23 protein-coding genes and 2 pseudogenes are annotated in these 20,547 nt (G+C 44.1%); 19 read left to right on the top strand and 6 right to left on the bottom strand.

Annotated elements, in window-relative coordinates:
* Positions 1-2 precede the first annotated feature (2 nt).
* The 3 genes from ACEYKX_RS06215 to pfkA all read left to right on the top strand — a co-directional run bounded on the left by ACEYKX_RS06215 (position 3) and on the right by pfkA (position 2,957).
* Complete coding sequence (locus ACEYKX_RS06215) at positions 3-686, top strand: thermonuclease family protein (RefSeq protein WP_373766186.1); 684 nt, start codon at positions 3-5, stop codon at positions 684-686.
* Positions 686-1,879: an aminotransferase class V-fold PLP-dependent enzyme gene (locus tag ACEYKX_RS06210; protein WP_373766237.1), complete on the top strand. Its 1,194-nt coding sequence runs from the start codon at positions 686-688 to the stop codon at positions 1,877-1,879. The genes ACEYKX_RS06215 and ACEYKX_RS06210 overlap by 1 nt, the downstream gene beginning before the upstream one ends.
* 112 nt (positions 1,880-1,991) lie before the next feature.
* Positions 1,992-2,957, top strand: coding sequence for a 6-phosphofructokinase (gene pfkA / locus ACEYKX_RS06205; RefSeq protein WP_373766185.1), 966 nt, complete (start codon positions 1,992-1,994; stop codon positions 2,955-2,957).
* Between the two features lie 52 nt (positions 2,958-3,009).
* Here the strand turns inward: pfkA and lolE are convergent, their stop codons facing one another.
* On the bottom strand, positions 3,010-4,260 hold the full coding sequence (gene lolE / locus ACEYKX_RS06200; RefSeq protein WP_373766184.1) for a lipoprotein-releasing ABC transporter permease subunit LolE: 1,251 nt from the start codon (positions 4,258-4,260) through the stop codon (positions 3,010-3,012).
* Complete coding sequence (lolD, locus tag ACEYKX_RS06195) at positions 4,260-4,946, bottom strand: lipoprotein-releasing ABC transporter ATP-binding protein LolD (protein ID WP_373766183.1); 687 nt, start codon at positions 4,944-4,946, stop codon at positions 4,260-4,262. The genes lolE and lolD overlap by 1 nt, the downstream gene beginning before the upstream one ends.
* Positions 4,947-5,078: 132 nt before the next feature.
* Between lolD and ACEYKX_RS06190 the strand changes: the two genes are divergently transcribed.
* The 5 genes from ACEYKX_RS06190 to parE all read left to right on the top strand — a co-directional run bounded on the left by ACEYKX_RS06190 (position 5,079) and on the right by parE (position 9,891).
* Complete coding sequence (locus tag ACEYKX_RS06190) at positions 5,079-5,417, top strand: carboxymuconolactone decarboxylase family protein (RefSeq protein ID WP_373766182.1); 339 nt, start codon at positions 5,079-5,081, stop codon at positions 5,415-5,417.
* Positions 5,418-5,426: 9 nt separating this feature from the next.
* Positions 5,427-5,786, top strand: a complete 360-nt coding sequence (locus ACEYKX_RS06185; RefSeq protein ID WP_373766181.1) for a rhodanese-like domain-containing protein — start codon at positions 5,427-5,429, stop codon at positions 5,784-5,786.
* Between the two features lie 212 nt (positions 5,787-5,998).
* Entirely contained in the window at positions 5,999-7,309 is a 1,311-nt protein-coding gene (gene eno / locus ACEYKX_RS06180) for a phosphopyruvate hydratase (RefSeq protein ID WP_373766180.1), read from the top strand.
* A gap of 117 nt (positions 7,310-7,426) precedes the next feature.
* Positions 7,427-7,840, top strand: coding sequence for a DUF2251 domain-containing protein (locus tag ACEYKX_RS06175; protein WP_373766179.1), 414 nt, complete (start codon positions 7,427-7,429; stop codon positions 7,838-7,840).
* A 143-nt stretch (positions 7,841-7,983) separates the two neighbouring features.
* Complete coding sequence (parE, locus tag ACEYKX_RS06170) at positions 7,984-9,891, top strand: DNA topoisomerase IV subunit B (RefSeq protein ID WP_373766178.1); 1,908 nt, start codon at positions 7,984-7,986, stop codon at positions 9,889-9,891.
* Between the two features lie 124 nt (positions 9,892-10,015).
* Here the strand turns inward: parE and ACEYKX_RS06165 are convergent, their stop codons facing one another.
* Positions 10,016-10,501: a Dps family protein gene (locus ACEYKX_RS06165; protein WP_373766177.1), complete on the bottom strand. Its 486-nt coding sequence runs from the start codon at positions 10,499-10,501 to the stop codon at positions 10,016-10,018.
* Between the two features lie 203 nt (positions 10,502-10,704).
* Entirely contained in the window at positions 10,705-11,574 is an 870-nt protein-coding gene (gene rsmI / locus ACEYKX_RS06160) for a 16S rRNA (cytidine(1402)-2'-O)-methyltransferase (RefSeq protein ID WP_373766176.1), read from the bottom strand.
* A gap of 93 nt (positions 11,575-11,667) precedes the next feature.
* Here rsmI and ACEYKX_RS06155 point away from each other — a divergent pair, with 93 nt between their 5' ends.
* From ACEYKX_RS06155 to murA, 11 genes are all read left to right on the top strand, one after another.
* Complete coding sequence (locus ACEYKX_RS06155) at positions 11,668-13,422, top strand: penicillin-binding protein activator (protein WP_373766175.1); 1,755 nt, start codon at positions 11,668-11,670, stop codon at positions 13,420-13,422.
* Positions 13,412-13,768: a YraN family protein gene (locus ACEYKX_RS06150; RefSeq protein WP_373766236.1), complete on the top strand. Its 357-nt coding sequence runs from the start codon at positions 13,412-13,414 to the stop codon at positions 13,766-13,768. Before ACEYKX_RS06155 ends, ACEYKX_RS06150 begins: the two co-directional genes overlap by 11 nt.
* 1 nt (position 13,769) lies before the next feature.
* A complete protein-coding gene (locus ACEYKX_RS06145; RefSeq protein ID WP_373766174.1) occupies positions 13,770-14,360 on the top strand; it encodes an SIS domain-containing protein in 591 nt (196 codons plus the stop codon).
* A 17-nt stretch (positions 14,361-14,377) separates the two neighbouring features.
* The gene (gene dolP, locus ACEYKX_RS06140; RefSeq protein WP_373766173.1) at positions 14,378-14,968 is read left to right on the top strand and encodes a division/outer membrane stress-associated lipid-binding lipoprotein; all 591 of its coding nucleotides are present in this window, start codon (positions 14,378-14,380) and stop codon (positions 14,966-14,968) included.
* A gap of 149 nt (positions 14,969-15,117) precedes the next feature.
* On the top strand, positions 15,118-15,921 hold the full coding sequence (gene mlaF, locus ACEYKX_RS06135; protein ID WP_373766172.1) for a phospholipid ABC transporter ATP-binding protein MlaF: 804 nt from the start codon (positions 15,118-15,120) through the stop codon (positions 15,919-15,921).
* A complete protein-coding gene (gene mlaE, locus ACEYKX_RS06130) occupies positions 15,914-16,690 on the top strand; it encodes a lipid asymmetry maintenance ABC transporter permease subunit MlaE (protein WP_373766171.1) in 777 nt (258 codons plus the stop codon). Before mlaF ends, mlaE begins: the two co-directional genes overlap by 8 nt.
* Positions 16,691-16,706: 16 nt before the next feature.
* On the top strand, positions 16,707-17,219 hold the full coding sequence (gene mlaD, locus ACEYKX_RS06125) for an outer membrane lipid asymmetry maintenance protein MlaD (protein ID WP_373766170.1): 513 nt from the start codon (positions 16,707-16,709) through the stop codon (positions 17,217-17,219).
* Between the two features lie 75 nt (positions 17,220-17,294).
* Positions 17,295-17,933 carry a phospholipid-binding protein MlaC gene (gene mlaC, locus ACEYKX_RS06120; protein WP_373766169.1) on the top strand — a complete coding sequence of 213 codons (639 nt, stop codon included), beginning with the start codon at positions 17,295-17,297 and terminating at the stop codon, positions 17,931-17,933.
* Positions 17,934-17,939: 6 nt separating this feature from the next.
* Complete coding sequence (locus ACEYKX_RS06115; protein ID WP_373766168.1) at positions 17,940-18,278, top strand: lipid asymmetry maintenance protein MlaB; 339 nt, start codon at positions 17,940-17,942, stop codon at positions 18,276-18,278.
* A 1-nt stretch (position 18,279) separates the two neighbouring features.
* The gene (locus ACEYKX_RS06110) at positions 18,280-18,537 is read left to right on the top strand and encodes a BolA family protein (RefSeq protein ID WP_373766167.1); all 258 of its coding nucleotides are present in this window, start codon (positions 18,280-18,282) and stop codon (positions 18,535-18,537) included.
* A gap of 114 nt (positions 18,538-18,651) precedes the next feature.
* A complete protein-coding gene (gene murA / locus ACEYKX_RS06105) occupies positions 18,652-19,914 on the top strand; it encodes a UDP-N-acetylglucosamine 1-carboxyvinyltransferase (protein WP_373766166.1) in 1,263 nt (420 codons plus the stop codon).
* Positions 19,915-19,988: 74 nt separating this feature from the next.
* Here murA and ACEYKX_RS06100 read toward each other — a convergent pair.
* A pseudogene (locus ACEYKX_RS06100) lies at positions 19,989-20,312 on the bottom strand (aldehyde dehydrogenase family protein); the annotation flags it as partial.
* Position 20,313: 1 nt separating this feature from the next.
* Positions 20,314-20,547, bottom strand: a pseudogene (locus ACEYKX_RS06095) (alpha/beta hydrolase); the annotation flags it as partial.

Raw genomic sequence — 20,547 nt, 5'->3', positions numbered from 1 at the left:
ATATGAAAAGAATAACGCTCTGCTTTACGTCCATTTTTTTATATATTTCTCTGTCTCATTCTGCCTTTTCGCTCGATCTTCAACGAAAAATCGCGTGTAAAGTCATCGGTATCAGTGACGGCGATTCGCTTACCTGCCTACATAACCGAAAGCCCATTCATGTCCGTCTACAACACATCGACGCCCCCGAGCTCAATCAAGCTTACGGAAGACGAGCCAAACAAACGTTAGCACAACTTGTGTTTAAACAAGATGTGCGGCTGGAAGCTTCCGGCTATGATAAATATCAGCGTTTGCTGGCGGTGGTTTATACGCTCAACGGTAAAAACATCAACTTGCAGTTAGTGCAACAAGGCATGGCGTGGGCGTATCAACAAACACTACCCGAATATCAGCTCGCTCAGACGCAGGCTCAACAGAAAAAAATCGGCTTGTGGAACGACAATAATCCGATTAATCCCGCCCAATGGCGGCTCAACAAGCGGTCAGATCCGTCCCGAATTTTGCAAAATACGCCGACAAACAGACCGCTTGAAAACATAGACTGCACGGTTAAACTCAGTTGTCGTCGTATCGGCAGTTTTGAACTGGCGCAGCGTTATTTTCAACAATGCGGTTGGAAAGCACTCGACGGCAATCGCGACGGCATTCCTTGTAATAAACTTTATCGTAAGGCGCAACAATGATGAACACGACTCCGTTTCGCTCGTATTTTCCTTTTTTTCAAACCGAAAACCCGTGGACGTATTTAGATTCCGCGGCAACCACACTCAAACCGACCTGCCTGCTTAACGCAACCCATGATTTTTACTGTTCGGCAGGCTCCGTACACCGTAGCCAATACGATCTTATCCAAAGCGAAGCCTACGAATCGGCGCGCGATCTTGTGGCTCAACGCTTTCATGTCGAAACCCGAGAAGCCGTCATTTGGACCGGCGGGACGACCCATTCACTGAATTTGGTCGCCCATGGTTTGGCACATCGCATTCAAAAAGGTGATGAGATCATCATTTCCGTGGCAGAACATCACGCCAATTTCATCCCGTGGCAGCAACTCGCCGAACGCAAAGAAGCGAAACTTATCGTGCTTCCGCTCAATGAACAATACCAAATCGATCCGCAGACTTTACGGCTCGCGCTTTCCGAAAAAACCAAAGTCGTCGCGTTCAATTTGATCTCAAACGTCACGGGCATCCGCCAACCGGCGGAACAATTGATTCCGCTTATTCGCCGACATTCCTCGGCTAAAATCGTCTTAGATATCGCCCAAGCGGTTTGTAGTGAGTGCGTTGACGTACAAAAATTGGATGCCGATTTTTATGCGTTCTCCGCTCATAAAATGTACGGACCGACCGGTCTTGGCGTACTGACGGGCAAATTCTCCGCACTTGCCGAGTTACAGCCATTGTTTTTCGGCGGAAAAATGCTTCAACAGATAACCCCGATGTCGCTGACCTTGGCGGAATTACCTTATCGATTGGAGGCAGGCACGCCGAATATTGCCGGTATTATCGGATTCGGGCAGGTGTTGGCATGGTTGGCGCAATGGGATGTTGAGGCGCTGAATAGCACGCTTTACCAACTTGCCGACACGGCTTACAAGCGGTTGGAAAGCATCGATAATTTGCAAATTATCGGCGGCGGTCCCAGACCGACGATGAGCTTTGTCTTTCATGACAAACACCATGCGGATGTCGCCGCCATTCTCACCGAACAAAAAATTGCATTACGTACAGGCGAACATTGTGCCCGACCGTATTTGCGCTACTTAAATCAACGCGGCACATTAAGAATTTCCCTTGCACATTACAACAATCAACAAGATTTAACGCATTTCTTCAAGGCGCTCGATTTGAGTTGCGATATTTTGAACGATTGAGATCAAAAAATCGTACATTTCTCGCATTTTTTGCTAGAACGAAAGGTGGTTATAGGGTAATCTTTAGCGCATTTCGATTTATTTCAAAATTTAAATTATATAGGAAACTATCATGGTCAAAAAAGTCGCTATATTAACCAGCGGTGGTGACGCACCGGGCATGAATGCTGCGATCCGCGGCGTTGTGCGTGCCGCGTTAAGTGAAGGTTTAGAGGTGTATGGTATTCAAGACGGTTATTACGGTTTATATCACGACAAAGTGATTAAGCTGGATCGTCGCTCCGTTTCGGAAACCATTAACCGCGGCGGTACGTTCTTGGGGTCGGCCCGCTTTCCGGAATTTAGGGATCCGGCGGTACGTGCGAAATCCGTTGAAACACTGAAAAAATACGAGATCGATGCCTTAGTCGTTATCGGTGGTGACGGTTCATATATGGGAGCCAAATTACTGACCGAAGAACACGGCATTGCCTGTATCGGTTTACCGGGTACAATCGATAACGACGTTGCCGGTACGGATTATACCATCGGCTACCAAACCGCATTGGAAACGGCATTGGAAGCCATTGACCGTTTACGTGATACCTCAACGTCCCACCAACGTATTTCTATCGTTGAAATTATGGGGCGTCACTGTGGTGATTTAACCATCAGTGCGGCATTAGCGGGCGGCTGTGAATACATTATCGTTCCGGAAAAAGGATTGGATAAAGAATCCCTCATGCGTAATATCGGTGAAGGCTTTGCCAAAGGTAAACGTCACGCCATTATTGCGATTACGGAATTAATGACTAACGTGCATGAACTTGCCAAAGAAATTGAAGAGCGTTTCGGTCATGAAACCCGTGCCACGGTGTTAGGTCATACACAACGCGGCGGCGCACCTTGTGCCTTCGACCGTATTTTGGCTTCCCGTATGGGCGTATATGCCGTTGAATTACTGCTTCAAGGTCACAAAGGCCGTTGTGTCGGTATCCAGAAAGAACAATTGGTTCATCACGATATCATTGAAGCGATTACCACTATGCGTCGTCCGTTCAAAAGCGAAATTTTTGAAACGGCAAGAAAATTGTTCTAACGACCGATATGTTACATAAAAAAGCGGGATATTCCCGCCTTTTTTATGTGAGTTAATGTCCGCTCAACACTTTTGCCGGTTCCAGCTTGGATGCCCGTATTGCCGGATAAAGGCTTGCTACCAGGCTTAATGCTATCGTTGCCACTAATACCAACACAATATCGCCCCAATGAATTTCACTTGGTAAAAAATCAATAAAATAAACGCCGTCGGATAATAATTTCGCGCCGAGTAATCCCTCTATCCATTTAATTATCGCAGTCAAATTCAGCGAAACCAACACGCCTAAAATAATACCGGATACCGCACCTTTCATACCCGATTGTAAACCGTACCACAGGAAAATCTGCCGAATAAAACGGTTATTGGCGCCCAATGTCCGCTGAATGGCTATGTCTCCTTGCTTATCTTTTACCGCCATGATCAAGGTTGAAATAATATTAAAACACGCCACCCCGATCACTAACACCATCGCGATATACATCACCGTACGAATCAACTGAATATCGTTATACATATAACCGAACTTATCGATCCATGTTTGTAGATACAGACGTTGGGGAAATTCCGCCAATGAGGCATAGCTCATTTGACGGACATTAAACGGCTCTCTCACCGCCAATTCAACACCGGAAAACTGCCCTGCCTCCAATTCAAGCAGCTCTTGCGCTTTACCCAGCGGGAGCAATGCATAGCTGTGATCAAGCTGACCGTCCAAACGTAAAATTCCCGTTATCGTTAAACTAAAGCGTAGCGGTTGCGACAACGAACCGTCTTCCGTCGGTTGCGGTAACAATACGGTCACATCATCACCAACATCCACCCCCAAATCACGGGCAATCCCGGCGCCGAGAATCAATCCGCCTTCCCGGTAAAACGCCTCCCATTGTTCTTTCGGAACGAATTGCCCCAAGGAACTGACCTTATCCAATTTGGTCGGTTCAACGCCTTTAATCTGCGCAATTTTTAACTGTGCACCGTTCTCAATCAATGCCGTGAAACTGACGAAAGGCGAAGCGGCGATGACATTCGGTACTTGCCCGGCAAGCGCTTCCAATCGTTCGCCTTGTCGAATCACCCCCGATTTCGCTCCATCACCACTCACCAACTCGGCATGCGGTACGACCGACAACACCCGTTGGTTTAACTCTCGTTCAAACCCGTTCATCGCACTTAAGCCGATAATCAGCACCGCAACGCCTAACGCAATACCGACGCTTGAAAATAGGGAAATCAACGACACCAAGCGATTTTTCTGTTTGCCACGCTGATAACGCCAACTGATAAAAAATGGGGTATTCATCAGTTACCCTCACGCAATACGCCGTCTTGCATAATCAAACGGCGGTTCAGTTTGTGGGCTAAATTCAAATCGTGAGTCACTAACAGGAAAGCAATCTGCTGTTCTTGATTTAAACCTTGAATCAGTTCAAAAATACTTTCGGTTGTTTTTTGATCGAGATTACCTGTCGGTTCATCAGCAAGGACTAACGCAGGGTTATTCACCAACGCACGAGCAATCGCGACACGCTGGCGTTCACCGCCCGATAACGCTGAAGGGCGATGGGTAATTCGATGAGCCAATCCGACCGCTTGTAACATCTTCTCTGCGCGATCTTTCGCTTCCGTTTTATTTTGGTTTCCGATTAACATCGGCATCATCACATTTTCCAACGCAGAAAAATCCGCCATTAAGTGATGAAATTGATAGACAAAGCCAAGATGTTGATTGCGTAATTTTGCAAGGGCATTGCTACTGAGCTTTTGCAACGATTGTCCTTTGATAAAGACCTCGCCGTCACTCGGTTGATCTAAACCGCCAAGGGTGTGTAATAAGGTACTTTTGCCGGATCCGGAGCTACCGACAATCGCCACAAGCTCACCTGCATTCATTGAAAAGGAGACGTTGTTAAGCACCTGAGTGGCATTTTCGCCCTCTTGATAAAATTTGCTGATATTTTCACAGCGAAGAAGTTCGTTTGAAGACATTCTGTTTTACTTTTTGAAAGAAATTATTACGTTTCATCTTAAACAAAAAACGTGACGGATGCCACCCGAAAACAGTAAAATTAAATCGGACTTACATCCTCTTTTTACTTCTATTAATCGGAGAAAATTATTATGTCATTTCAAAATTGGACTGAACATACGGCCCACGTGAAAAAATCATTTGGCGAATTAGGCAAAAAGCACCCGAAAATGTTGCAAGCTTATGCGGCTTTAGATCAAGCGGCTGCCGCGGAAGCATTGGATGAAAAAACGCGAGAATTGATTGCGATTGCGGTCGCGATCACAACACGTTGTGAAAGTTGTATCAGTGTTCATGCCGAAAAAGCGGCGAAAGCCGGTGCAACGGAAAGTGAAATTGCCGGTGCATTAGCCACGGCAATTGCCTTAAACGCCGGGGCTGCCTATACCTATGCATTAAGAGCGTTGGAAGCCATTGAAGAGCAAAAATAAGGCGACACCATGAACAAATTTAGTGCGCTGATCATTGCGTTGGGCGGTTTAGCGGCTATCCAGCCGACTTATGCGACGAAACCCGTTACCGCCCAGACCCAAAGTCAAAAAGCGAAAGGTATTTGGATTGACGTACGCAGTGCGGAAGAATATCAAACCGGTCATATCGACGGAGCATTGAATATTCCGTACGACGCACTTGCCGAACAGATCGCCAAAATCAGCCCGAATAAAGATGAGCCAATCAATTTATATTGCCGTTCGGGTCGCCGCGCGGAAGTGGCATTAACCGAGCTGAGAAAGCTAGGTTATACCCAAGTAACCAATCACGGTGGCTATACGGAATTAATCCGAAAAGGTATCAAGTAAGCGGTCTGATCCAAGCTAAAATTTGCAAATTCAGCGGCATATCTGCTATGCCGCTTTTTCTTCTCCGTTCTCGCGCTAAAAACGCCCGTTTCGATCAAATATCCCGTAAGTTTTTGTGACGCACATCACTTTTTTACAAGACAAAACCGCAAAATCCATTTAGTATATAGCTGTTTTTTTCACATTAACTCTCAATTAAGAGGATATTAACAATGGCAAAAATCGTTAAAGTAATCGGTCGTGAAATCATTGACTCACGTGGTAATCCAACCGTAGAAGCGGAAGTTCATCTTGAAGGTGGTTTTGTTGGTTTAGCAGCTGCGCCGTCAGGTGCATCAACAGGTTCACGTGAAGCATTAGAATTACGTGATGGCGACAAAGCACGTTTCTTAGGTAAAGGTGTATTAAAAGCCGTTTCTGCAGTCAACAACGAAATTGCTAATGCAATCTTAGGTAAAGATGCATCTAACCAAGCTGAAATCGACCAAATTATGATCGACTTGGATGGTACGGAAAACAAATCTAAATTCGGTGCAAACGCAATTTTAGCGGTTTCTTTAGCAAACGCAAAAGCGGCTGCGGCATCAAAAGGTTTACCGCTTTACGCTCACATTGCAGAGCTTAACGGTACTCCGGGCGTCTACTCCATGCCATTACCGATGATGAACATCATCAACGGTGGTGAGCACGCAGACAACAACGTTGATATCCAAGAGTTCATGATTCAACCGGTCGGTGCATCAACCTTAAAAGAAGCGCTCCGTATCGGTGCTGAAGTATTCCACAACCTTGCTAAAGTATTAAAAGCAAAAGGCTTAAATACTGCGGTAGGTGACGAAGGCGGTTTCGCACCGAACTTAGCGTCTAACGCAGACGCTCTTGCATGTATCAAAGAAGCGGTAGAAAAAGCGGGTTACGTGTTAGGTAAAGATGTAACTTTAGCTATGGATTGTGCGTCTTCCGAGTTCTACGACAAAGAACGTAACGTATATGACATGAAAGGCGAAGGTAAAACATTCACTTCTCAAGAGTTCACACACTACTTGGAAGGTTTGTGCAAAGAGTACCCGATCGTGTCTATCGAAGATGGTCAAGACGAATCAGACTGGGACGGTTTCGCATACCAAACTAAAGTATTGGGTGACAAAGTTCAATTGGTCGGTGACGACTTATTCGTAACCAATACGAAGATCCTCAAAAACGGTATCGAAAAAGGGATTGCGAACTCCATCTTAATTAAATTCAACCAAATCGGTTCATTAACTGAAACTTTGGCAGCAATCAAAATGGCTAAAGATGCAGGTTACACAGCGGTTATTTCACACCGTTCCGGTGAAACCGAAGATGCAACAATTGCTGATTTAGCGGTGGGTACAGCAGCAGGTCAAATCAAAACGGGTTCAATGAGCCGTTCAGACCGTGTTGCAAAATACAACCAATTAATCCGTATCGAAGAAGCATTAGCTGCAGCAGGTACACCGGCGCCTTTCAACGGTCGTAAAGAAGTGAAAGGTCAAGCATAATTTGCGTTGATTGATTAAATACAGCCACCTTGAGAAATTGAGGTGGCTTTTTTGTTAATACATTGCCGCTTACAAGCGGTAAGATTTTGATAAAAATTTGTAAATGGAAAAAGAACAATGCTCTACTCAGTGCTAAACGATCATATCACTCTCGGCACCCCCTATCGCAACGGTGCGCATTCCATTAAACATGAACATTTAGTGGTGATGTTTGAAGATGACGGCGAAACCGGTTATTTCTATGCCATGGATTTACACCAAGCCGCCCAACCGGTGGTAGACAGCCTATTCGTGTATAACATCGCCAACATTGAACAACATACCTTAAAAGAACCGCGCCGCTTCCAAATTTGTTGGGATGAAGAAGGCTATAAAGCGTTCTTAATGCTGAACGACTACCCTCACGCCGTTTTTGATTTCCGAGAATTCGTCGGTTATAACCGCAGCAAGTTCCCCGAACCTGAACTGGGAAGCATGTGGCAACATAAAGAAACAACCGCCGAATTGGTTGAAAAATGGTTTCGATTGTAATCAACAAGCGGTCCGATTCAACTGATTTTTTACAAAAAAATCGACGGAACCGACCGCTTGTAATTTTGATTGAGTCAAGGGGCTGAATTCGTTAAAATTCGCCCCTGTTTTTATTTACATTAAACCTATCATAAGAGCCGACCATGTCTGAAAAACGCTACGGTGCCGATGAAATTACCGTTCTCAAAGATCTTGAACCCGTACAACTCCGTCCCGGTATGTACACCGATACCACCCGTCCGAATCATTTGGGGCAAGAGGTGATTGACAATAGTGTCGATGAAGCGCTATCAGGCTTTGCAAATCAAATTGATGTCATTTTACATCGCGACAATTCCCTTGAGGTGATTGATAACGGGCGCGGTATGCCGGTGGATATTCACTCGACGGAAAAAATTTCGGGGGTGGAGCTTATCCTGACAAAACTGCACGCCGGCGGTAAGTTCTCTAATAAAAACTACACCTTCTCGGGCGGCTTACACGGGGTCGGGATTTCGGTCGTGAATGCTCTCTCTGAAAGGGTTGAGATCACCATTAAACGCAACGGTGAAATTTATACCATTGCGTTTGCCAACGGTGTTAAAGTCGAAGACCTGAAAGTGATCGGCGCATGCCCGAAACGCCAAACGGGAACCACCGTCCGTTTCTATCCGAACCCGAAATATTTCGATTCGCCGAAATTTTCCGTCAGCCGTTTACGCCATCTACTACGTGCCAAAGCGGTGCTTTGCCCGAAATTAACCATCAATTTTACCGATCATATCAATAACACCCAAGAAACGTGGTACTACGAAGACGGTTTACGTGATTATTTAACGGAAGCATTAAATGCATACGAATACCTGCCGAATCCGTTGTTTGTCGGAGAAGTAAAAGGCGACACCGAAACGGTCAGCTGGGCGTTAAGTTGGCTGACTGAAGGCGGCGAACAAGTCAATGAAAGCTATGTCAACTTAATTCCGACCGCACTGGGCGGTACGCACGTAAACGGTTTGCGCCAAGGTTTATTTAAAGCCATGACCGAATTCTGCGAATTCCAAAATTTGTTACCTAAGGGAGTGAAACTCACGGCTGACGATGTGTGGGGACGCTGCTGCTACGTGTTATCACTCAAAATGCAAGAACCGCAATTTGCAGGGCAAACGAAAGAACGTTTATCGTCACGCCAAGCGGCAAGTTATGTTGAAAACAGTGTCAAAGATGCCTTCAGTTTGTGGTTGAACCAAAATGTACAAGTGGCTCAGCAGTTGGCGGAAATGGCTATCAGTTCGGCACAAAACCGCCTGCGTGCCGAAAAGAAAGTGGTACGAAAAAAATTGGTGAGCGGCCCTGCTCTGCCGGGAAAATTAGCGGATTGTATTTCACAAGATTTAAAGCGAACTGAGCTGTTTTTAGTCGAAGGCGACTCTGCGGGCGGCTCGGCAAAACAAGCGAGAGACAAAGAATTCCAAGCGATTTTACCGCTTAGAGGTAAGATTCTGAATACGTGGGAAGTCTCTCCCGATCAAGTACTGGCTTCAACGGAAGTCCACGATATTGCCGTGGCGTTGGGAATTGACCCCGATAATGAAGATTTAAGCCAACTGCGTTACGGTAAAGTTTGTATTCTCGCCGATGCGGATTCGGACGGTTTACATATTGCAACCTTATTGTGTGCGTTATTCCTACGCCACTTCCCGACATTGGTCAAAAACGGCCATGTTTATGTGGCTATGCCACCGCTTTATCGTATCGATATCGGTAAAGATGAAGTCCATTATGCATTGGATGAATCGGAAAAAGAAGCCATTTTAGCGCGTCTTGCCAAGAAAAAGGGCAAGCCGAACGTGCAACGTTTTAAAGGCTTGGGTGAGATGAATCCGAGTCAATTGCGTGAAACCACCATGGATCCGAATACCCGCCGTTTAGTTCAACTGACACTTGAAGAAAATAGCGATGACGAAACCGTTTCTACCTTTGAATTAATGGATATGTTGCTGGCGAAAAAACGGGCGGAAGATCGTAAACAGTGGTTACAAGATCGTGGTGATGAAGCCGATTTGAATGTGTAACCACAAATTTGCAAATAGTCTTCTTAAACCGACCGCTTGTGATTCGATAGAAAAAACCCTCTGTTTGCTAAGCAAACAGAGGGAAAATATCCCGGTTAAGGGAAGGTTGTTGTTGTTATTATCATTATTGCTGACAAACACCACAGGTAGCGGCGGCAGAGAACATCCAAACTAATTTCTCTTGCTCCTTGATGTAATCGCTCATTTGTGACGCCGTTCCCTCGTCTTCCGCCTCATTCGCCAAGGCTAAAATTTCACGCTGTTGTTTCAATAACGTTTTGAAACCTTCCAGCGTCCCGGTTAAACATTCTTGTGCCGAACTTACGCCGATATGTTCTTTAATCAACGACACGTTCAAATATTGACTGAATGCATTTGCCGGCGTGTGACCCAAGGTTAAAATACGTTCTGCAATTTCATCCACTTTTACCACCAAATCATCGTAAATTTCTTCAAATTTCGCATGTAATTCAAAGAAACTGACGCCTTTAATATTCCAGTGATAACCACGTACGTTTGTATAAAACACTTGGTAGGTTGCCAGTAAGTTATTGAGCTCTTTTGCAAGCTTTTCTGCTGAAGCAGCACTTAAACCGATTGAGTTAGTCATGTTATTTCTCCTCTACATAAACGTTTCGGGGAAAATATAGCGCAGACAAGCCACCAAGGGGAAATGGATAAAATTTATTCTTCCAATAGAAAGAAACAATTAAATAGAACGCATTAATTCTCTTTTATCAACAGTTCCGATAATCATCGGTGAATTTTGCAAAAAATCGGACAAAACGAACCGCTTGTCCTATCGTAACAGGCTCATTCACCTTTAAAATGCGATAAACCGTATTGATATAACGCATTTTTTTTATACCCGAAGCATTCCGCAACAATACTGCACGCTTTTTTTAAAGGTAACTCGGCGGTTAACAGTGCCAATAATTTGATTGCTTGCGGTGAAAATTCCGCGCTTTCGTCTTGCTGCGGTTTTCCCTCAACAACTAATACAATCTCGCCTTTGATCCGGTTATGATCTTGTTGTAACCAAGCGATTAAGTCCGCTAATTGATCACCGTGAATGGTTTCCCATGTTTTGGTCAACTCCCTTGCCATCACAATGTAGCGATCGCAGCCGAAAATCCGTAGCATATCCTGTAAGGTCTCTAAGACACGATGGGTCGATTCGTAAAAAATCAGTGTACGGCTTTCATTCGCCAATTCACTCAACCGATCACCACGCGCTTTGGTTTTTGCCGGTAAAAATCCTTCAAAGCAGAATCGATCGGAGGCTATCCCCGAACTGCATAATGCCGTGACGGCTGCGCATGCCCCCGGAAGCGGCACAATTTTTATCCCCGCTTGTCTGCAATCTCGGACAAGGTGAAATCCGGGATCGCTGATAAGCGGTGTACCGGCATCGGAAATCAAGGCTATATTCATGCCTTGGCGTAATTTTTCCACTAAAACGCTTGCCCGCTGTTGTTCGTTATGATCGTGTAGCGCAAAAAAGGGCTTTTTAATCCCATAATGATTGAGCAGCACGCCGCTGTGTCGGGTATCTTCCGCCGCGATCAAGTCGACCTGCCGAAAGGTATCTAATGCCCGTTGAGTAATATCCGCCAAATTTCCGATGGGGGTCGCTACAATATATAATACGCCCGTCTGATTTACGTTATATCCGTTTTTCATTTGATTTTCACTTATTTGATAAGTAAGATCCCGTTCAGTATTCATTAGACCAATAATGATAATTTTCTAATTTTCCATTACGGAGCGATAAAAATGTTGACTATTCTAGTACAAACCCGCACTTTTAGCCAAAAAATGAAAACTGTCTTCGTACCTACCGCACTGGCACTGTTTCTCTCTGCGTGTACCGGTTCCGGTTTTTTCAAAAATCAAGTCACCGAATCTTTGAAAAATGAAGCTTACGCAACCTCTGAATTTTATGTTAATAAAGCGGATCAAAGCACGGATTTAGAAGAACAACAGAGCTACCGTTTATTAGCTGTTCGTCAGCTGATTGAGGAAAATAAAATTGTGGAAGCACAAAATACCCTCAGTGAGATTCAGATTGCCAAACTCAATGATATTCAACGTCCGGAATATCACTTATTAACGGCACAATTAGCTGCATTACAGGGAAATAATCAACTTGCCCGAGATTTATTGAAACAATTACCGCCGTCACAGCTGAGCCAAACGCAAATTTTCCGTTCGTATCAAACGCAAGCTCGTATTGCCGAGAACCAAAAAGACGTGATTGAAGCGGTTAAAGTCAGATCACTCATGGATACTTACATTACGGATAACCGCATTCGCCAAGAAAACAACGATAAAATTTGGGAAATGCTACGTAATGCCAACCGAGGAATGTTGGAAAAAACCGTTGCCGGTCCGGGTGAAATGGGGTTAGCCGGATGGTTAATGCTTGTCGTGGCATATAATCAAAATATGTCGGATCCGACGCAATTACCGCTTGTTATTGAAAATTGGAAAAGACAGTATCCGACACACAGTGCCGCCCGCTTATTACCGACAGAATTACAAAATGTCACGAATTTCCAGCAAACCCAATTAAACGGCGTCGCTCTTCTTTTACCGCTTAGCGGTGAGGCAAAGGCGTTAGGTGATATCATCAAACGTGGATTTGATGATGCAAAAGGTGCCGATTCTATGGCCGTTCAAACTTACGATACCGATTCGGCGCCTATTGAAACATTGCTTACCCAAGCCAAACAGGGCGGTGCGCAAACCATCATCGGTCCGTTATTGAAATCACGTGTGGATGACATGTTGGCAAGCAAAGAAATTAACCAAATCAATGTATTGGCGTTGAATTCCACACCGAACGTCCGAGCTGTGGCGAAAGTATGCTACTACGGTTTATCGCCGGAAGCCGAAGCGCGTTCAGCCGCCGATCGTTTCTACCATGACGGAATTTCACATGCCGTTGTCGCGACACCGCAAGGGGATTTTGGTCAACGCTCCGCCGATGCTTTCGCCCAACGTTGGCGTCAACTTACCAATAAAGATGCCGATATCCGTTATTATTACCAACCTTTAGATGTTGCCGCCTCATTACAAAATAACGGGATGGCTCAAGGCGGTGCACTTTATGCACTAGGCAGCGCCGAACAATTACTCGAATTGAAACAAGGTATCGATAATTCACCGCTGGCAAATCAATTCCCGATTTATACGTCTTCACGCAGTAACTCACCGAATAACGGACCGGAGTTCCGTTTAACCATGGAAGGCGTCAAATTCAGCGAAATTCCGCTTCTCTCCGATCCTGAATCATCAGAATACAAAAAAGCCGAAAATTTGGCTGAAAGTGATTTCTCCATGATGCGTCTGTATGCGATGGGTTCCGACGCTTGGTCAATCGCCAATAAATTTAACGAGTTCCGCCAAATTCCCGGATATAAAGTACACGGCTTGACCGGTATTCTCAGTGCAGGACCGAATTGTAATATTGAGCGCGAAATGACATGGTTACAATACCGCGGCGGTTCGATTGTCAATGCAAATTAATAAGCGTTCCCAAGGCGCTGATTTTGAGCAAAAAGCAAGGGTATTTTTAGAAACACAAGGTCTTACGTTTATTGCTCAAAATCAGTCTTTTAAATGCGGAGAACTTGATCTTATCATGCGGCACAACGATACTGTCGTCTTTATTGAAGTCCGTCAACGAAAAAACGCCGATTTCGGTTCTGCTGTGGAAAGCATTAATTATTCAAAGCAACAAAAATGGCTGAAAGCCGCTAATTTATGGTTAGCCCGTTTAAATAAAAGTTTAGATACCGCTGATTGTCGCTTTGATGTCGTTGCTTTTGAAGGAAATAATCCGCCTTTATGGATAAAAAATTTTTTAGGTTAATATGTTAGAAAAGATCCAAGATCGATTTAGCGAAAGTATTCAAATTCAAATTGCAGCAGCCGAATTATTACCCTCCGTCTTGAATGAAGCGGCTAATCGCATTGTCGCCTGCTTATTACGCGGAAATAAAATTATCGTATGCGGATACGGCCGCTCTTATGCGAATGCACAGTTATTAGTCAGCAACCTGTTACATCGATATGATTTGGCTCGCCCCAGTCTTTTCGCGCATTTGCTACAATTTGACGGCATGCTTGTAGGCTGTTTGAATCAAGATAAAGAACTCTCGCAAATATATAGAAAACAATTGCAAGTTATTGCAAAAGAAGGTGATCTTTTTATCGCCTTTTCTCCTATCGGTAATGAAGAAGCCGTACTCAATGCAATTCATTGTGCTAATAATGAAAATTTGGAAATTTTTGCGTTTACCAGTAGTCTGAATGATCACACTAAAGGTTTACTTGAAGAAGGCGATCTTGAAATTGAAATGCCCTCGATCAACGAATTGCGTATTATTGAAGGACATCAATTTTGTATTAACCTACTATGTGAATTAGTCGATAACTTATTGTTTAACCCCGCTTCCCACTAAAATAAAAGGAGCCCATTATGGTAAAAATCATTAAACGTATCAGTCTTGCAAGCCTGTTTGCATTTACCTTCGCATCATTGCAGGGTTGTCTTGCTACTGCCGTTGTCGGCGGTGCTGCCGTTGCAACAAAAGTCGCAACGGATCCCCGTACCGCAGGACGCCAATTAGATGATGAAACATTAGAAGAAAAAGTAGCATATAACCTCAATAAAGATGCTCAAATTAAAGAAGAAGCCCGCATTAATGTCGTTTCATACAACGGTAAAGTGCTTCTTATCGGTCAGGCTCCGAATGACTCAGTGAAAGAAGCGGCTAAAAATGTTGCCGCCGGTGTAGAAGGGGTATCAACCGTCTACAATGAAATCCGAATCGGCGAAAAAATCAGTGTCGGACAAATCAGTCAAGACAGCTGGATAACGACGAAAATCAAGTCTAAACTACTGGTGAATGCCGAAGTGAAAGCGACGGATGTTAAAGTTATTACCGAAAACGGCGAAGTCTTTTTGATGGGGAATCTTTCAACCACACAAGCCAATGCGGCGGCTGAGGTTGCGCGTCATATCAGTGGTGTGACAAAAGTCATCAAAGTTATTACTTATGCTCAATAGCATCTTATTGCCGAAAGGCATATTGAAACTAAACATTCAATATGCCTTTTTCGTTGCCTATTTTTTTGTCGGATTAATTAAAGTAATTTGACATTGTGTGAACATTTATAGATTATTCGCGGTCATTTTGGACAAAAAAGAAGATATTAATGCGTGATATAACAAACTTGGTTGAAGTCAAAAACCTCACGTTTAAACGGGGAGATCGAATCATTTACGATAACCTGAATCTACGCGTACAGAAAGGTAAAATAACGGCCATCATGGGACCGTCCGGTATCGGTAAAACGACATTATTGCGTCTTATCGGCGGTCAACTCATTCCGGAATCAGGAGAGATCTTGTTTGACGGACAGGATGTTTGCAAGTCTTCCAATAAAACGCTTTATGAAATCCGTCAACGTATGGGAATGCTGTTCCAATCCGGAGCATTATTTACGGATTTATCTACGTTTGATAATGTTGCTTTCCCAATCCGAGAGCATACTCGTTTACCCGAAAGTTTAATTCGAAAGCTGGTGTTAATGAAACTTGAGGCTGTCGGTCTTAGAGGTGCAGCACAATTAATGCCGTCAGAACTTTCCGGCGGAATGGCACGCCGAGCCGCATTGGCTCGCGCAATTGCCTTAGATCCTGACTTGATTATGTACGATGAGCCTTTTACCGGACAAGATCCTATCAGCATGGGGGTCATTGTTGATCTTATTAAAAAGCTGAATCAAGCGCTTAATTTGACTTCTATCGTGGTTTCTCATGATGTTACGGAAGTACTCAGTATTGCCGACTATGCTTACATTGTTGCAGATAAGCGCATTATTGCGGAGGGAACACCGGAAAATCTCATGGCAAGTCAAGATCCTCAAGTCATTCAATTTTTATCCGGTAAAGCTGATGGACCGGTCAGATTTCATTATCCGGCTAAAGAATATACAGAGGAACTATTTAATGAATGATTTTATCTCTGCAATCGGCGCATCAGTAATAAAATTTATCCAAGCTATAGGTCGCTCAAGTTTCATGTTGTGGGGGGCGTTAATCGGTAAACCCGAAATCCGCAAACATACCCCATTGCTGATAAAACAGTTACACGTATTGGGCGTTCAGTCACTGTTAATCATCATGTTGTCCGGACTGTTTATCGGCATGGTTCTCGGCTTACAAGGTTACGTTGTACTCGTAGACTTTTCGGCTGAAACCAGCTTGGGGCAACTGGTTTCACTCTCACTATTAAGGGAATTAGGTCCGGTGGTAACGGCATTATTATTTGCAGGACGAGCCGGCTCTGCGTTAACTGCGGAAATCGGTTTAATGAAAGCAACGGAACAACTTTCCAGTCTTGAAATGATGGCGATTGATCCGCTCAGACGCGTAATTGCACCACGTTTTTGGGCCGGTATTATCGCAATGCCGATACTTGCCGTTATTTTTACCGCAATCGGTATATGGGGCGGTTCTTTAGTCGGCGTAGATTGGAAAGGCGTAGATGCCGGCAGTTTTTGGTCAGTGATGCAAAATACCGTTACCGTCGGTGATTTATTCAACGGCTTTATTAAAAGTATTGCATTTGCTTTTGCCGTCGTTTGGATTGCACTTTTTAACGGCTATGATGCAATCCCGACATCGGAAGGAATCAGTCAAGCAACAACACGAACCGTCGTACATTCGTCACTTGTTGTATTAGGATTAGACTTTATTTTAACCGCCATTATGTTCGGCGGATGATTTAAAAGGAAATAAAATGCGTCAATCAATTAAATATGAATTTTGGGTAGGCTTGTTTGTTCTGCTCGGTTTAGCGGCTCTCGTATTTTTGGGTTTACGGGTAGCAAATGTTCAGGGATTCAGCTCAGAAAAAACTTATACGCTTTATGCAACTTTCGATAATATCGGAGGACTAAAAGTCCGTGCGCCGATTAAGGTCGGCGGTGTGGTTGTCGGCAGAGTATCCGATATCCAACTGGATGCGAAAACCTATACACCTCGAGTAACATTAGCAATAAACGAAGAATTTAACCAAATTCCGGATACCAGTTCGCTCTCCATAAAAACGGCAGGCTTACTCGGTGAACAATATATCGCATTAAACATCGGTTTTATGATTGAAGGTGAAACCGATATGTTAAAAGAAGGAGCAACCTTTACAGACACCAATTCAGCCATGGTACTTGAAGATTTAATCGGTCAGTTCTTATATGGCGATAAAAAATCCGATAAAACGGAAGAAACCGCAGAACCCAAAGCGGAACAATAACGGTGGGCAAACGCTTACCATAAAATTAAGTATAGTGGGATCATCACCCGCTTTTAACGTTGGAGTTTTAACATCATGATCAAAACCCTCAAAAAAATTTTAGTCACCGGTATGGTTGCATTTACGACGTTTCTATCAACCACCGCATTGGCATCTACCAGCCCTTACGTATTAATGCAACAAACGGCGGATAAACTTTTTGGTGATATCAAAGCAAATCAAAACAAAATAAAAAAAGATCCGAATTATTTACGGACTATCGTACGCAATGACCTGATGCCGCATATTCATGTGAAATATGCCGGGCAATTGGTATTAGGTAAAAACTTATCATCTGCCAGCGATGCGCAACGCGAAGCATTTTTCACGGCATTCGGGCAATTTATTGAGCAATCTTATGCACAAGTATTAACGCAATACAGCGATCAACAAGTCCAAATCGAGAGTGAAAAACCTGTCGGGGATAAATCCATTGTCAGCATTCGCGTCAACGTCTTACAAACAGGAAATGCCCAACCGCTCAAATTAGATTTCAAATGGCGTAAAAACAGCAAAACCGGTGAATGGCAAGCTTACGATATGGCGGCTGAAGGCGTGAGTATGGTTGCGACAAAGCAAAACGAATGGAGCGGAATTTTACGTCAACAAGGTATCGATGCTCTCACGGCGCAAGTATCCCAATCCGCGAAACAACCGATCACTTTAAGTAAATAATTCTTTATGCAAATCCAAAATTCACTACAATGGCACATTCAGGAAAACCATGAAAGTCTGATTGTAAAACTTTTTGGTGAACTCACACGAGACACGTTGCTTCCGTTATGGAAGCAACGTGCTTCTTTTTTATCACCAAAAGCCAAACAACAAATTTACTGGGATTTAAAAGAACTGGAAAGAATAGATTCTGCAGGTTTTACCCTACTTGCCGAATTACTTCATCATTACCAACAAACACACAGCAACCATCTAATCAACGTATCCGAAGCAATCCGAAAATTAGCGGAATTGTTTGATTTAGCCGAATGGTTTGCGACTTTCTTACGCGAGAATAAAAAATAATATGGAACCAAAACAAATTGAAGAGTTGCTCAAAAATGCACTTAATCTTACCGAAGTTTATGTTCAGGGAGAAAATGCGCATTACGGCGTTATCGCCGTCAGTGATGCCTTTGCTTCACTGTCTAAAGTCAAACAACAACAAATGATTTATGCCCCGCTCACGGAACTCTTTGCCACCAATGTGATCCACGCCCTCACGATTAAAACATTTACCACCGAACAGTGGAAAAGAGAACGTCTGTTAAATATGGCGGGTTAATTCAAAATTGAAAATTGAGCACCGAAAGCCGTTATTTGCAAAAAATCATGAAGATCTCACCGCTTGTAACCGGCTTTCCGTATTCAATTTTCCATTATTTTATAAGGAATCAAAATGGAAAAATTTCGTGTTCACGGTCCGTTTACCTTAAACGGAACCGTTGATATTTCAGGCGCAAAAAATGCCGCATTACCTATTCTTTTTGCCTCTATTCTTGCAGAAGAACCGATTACGTTGACCAATGTTCCGAACCTTAAAGATGTCGATACTACCTTCAAAATCTTACGTAAATTAGGTGTCGTCGTTGAACGTGACACATCCGGAACGGTACACATCAATGCAAGTAAAATTGATCATTACATCGCCCCTTACGAACTGGTTAAAACCATGCGAGCCTCGATTTGGGCGCTTGCACCACTAGTTGCCCGTTTTCATCAAGGGCAAGTTTCTCTGCCGGGAGGATGCACAATCGGCGCGAGACCCGTTGACATGCATATTAGCGGCTTAGAAAAAATGGGCGCTCGGATCATTCTTGATGAAGGCTACGTCAAAGCGGATGTAGTGGATCGCCTGCAAGGCGCTCGTATTCTGATGGATAAAGTCAGCGTCGGTGCGACATTATCCGTTATGATGGCTGCAACGCTTGCCAAAGGAAAAACCATCATCGAAAATGCCGCCCGTGAACCTGAAATCGTCGATACGGCAATCTTTTTAAATAAAATGGGTGCCAATATTTCAGGTGCCGGTAGCGATACGATCACCATCGACGGTGTCGAGCGTTTACGCGGATGCCAACATCATATCGTACCCGATCGTATCGAAACTGGCACGTTTTTAGTCGCAGCCGCCGTCTCGGGCGGACGAATCGTTTGCCGCGGAACCAAAGCGGACACGCTTGATGCTGTGATTGAGAAATTACGTGAAGCAGGTATGCAGGTCGATGTTACCGATAGTACCATCACGCTGGATTCTCTCGGTTTACGCCCGAAAGCGGTGAATATCCGTACCATGCCCCACCCGGGATTCCCAACGGATATGCAAGCCCAATTCACTTTGCTAAACGCCGTTGCGGAAGGTACTAGTAAAATTACCGAAACGATCTTTGAAAACCGCTTCATGCATATCCCTGAATTAATTCGTATGGGAGCAAAAGCCGAAATTGAAGGAAATACCGCAATTTGCCATGGCGTAGAGCGCTTATCCGGTGCACAGGTCATGGCAACGGATTTGCGGGCTTCAATCAGTCTAGTGCTAGCCGGTTGTATCGCTAACGGTGAAACGATCGTCGATCGAATTTATCACATCGATCGCGGTTATGAAAATATCGAAGCCAAACTCCAAAAATTGGGCGCTCGCATTGAACGCTTCAGCGAATAAGCGATAAACATTCTGAGTTATGCAATAAAATGAGCGCTCCTTTACTGCAAGAAGCGCTCATTTTTTTATCCTTTTTATGCATCAAATTGCAGATAAACCACATGCGTTTGGAGGTACTCTTCTAAACCGTGTTTACCGTCCGCTCCGCCAATACCCGATTTGCGCCAACCTGCATGGAAGCCTTGCATCGCCTCAAAGTTTTCACGGTTTACATAGGTTTCACCGAATTTTAAGCGAGAAACGACTTTCATCGCTTTGTTGATATTTTGTGTGTAAACGGAAGAGGTTAAGCCATATTCACAGTCATTTGCCAATGCAATCACTTCATCAACGGTATCGAAAGTCGCAACAGGGATAACTGGGGCGAAAATTTCAGAGCGGAGAATATCCATGCTGTTAAGGAAAAATCTCCATCGCTATCGGGTTCATACTTCGGGTATATTTATCGGTAAACGCATTATCCGCCACCGCCGGCTCCCACATTATCAGGTTATCTATTTTCTCATCATACGCACCGTCAAAATCCCCCAACACATTTAAGGCGGAAAGCGCCACCCGGGCACCTAGCGAATGGGTCAGAAGATTAATTTGAATCCCCGCCTCGATAAATTTAATCAGCACCTTCGCCAGCTC

It is taken from the genome of Glaesserella sp. (assembly GCF_041817755.1).
GTDB lineage: Bacteria > Pseudomonadota > Gammaproteobacteria > Enterobacterales > Pasteurellaceae > Glaesserella.
The sequence above is the reverse complement of the archived record's forward strand: the minus strand, read 5'-3'. Positions and strand labels throughout refer to the sequence as shown.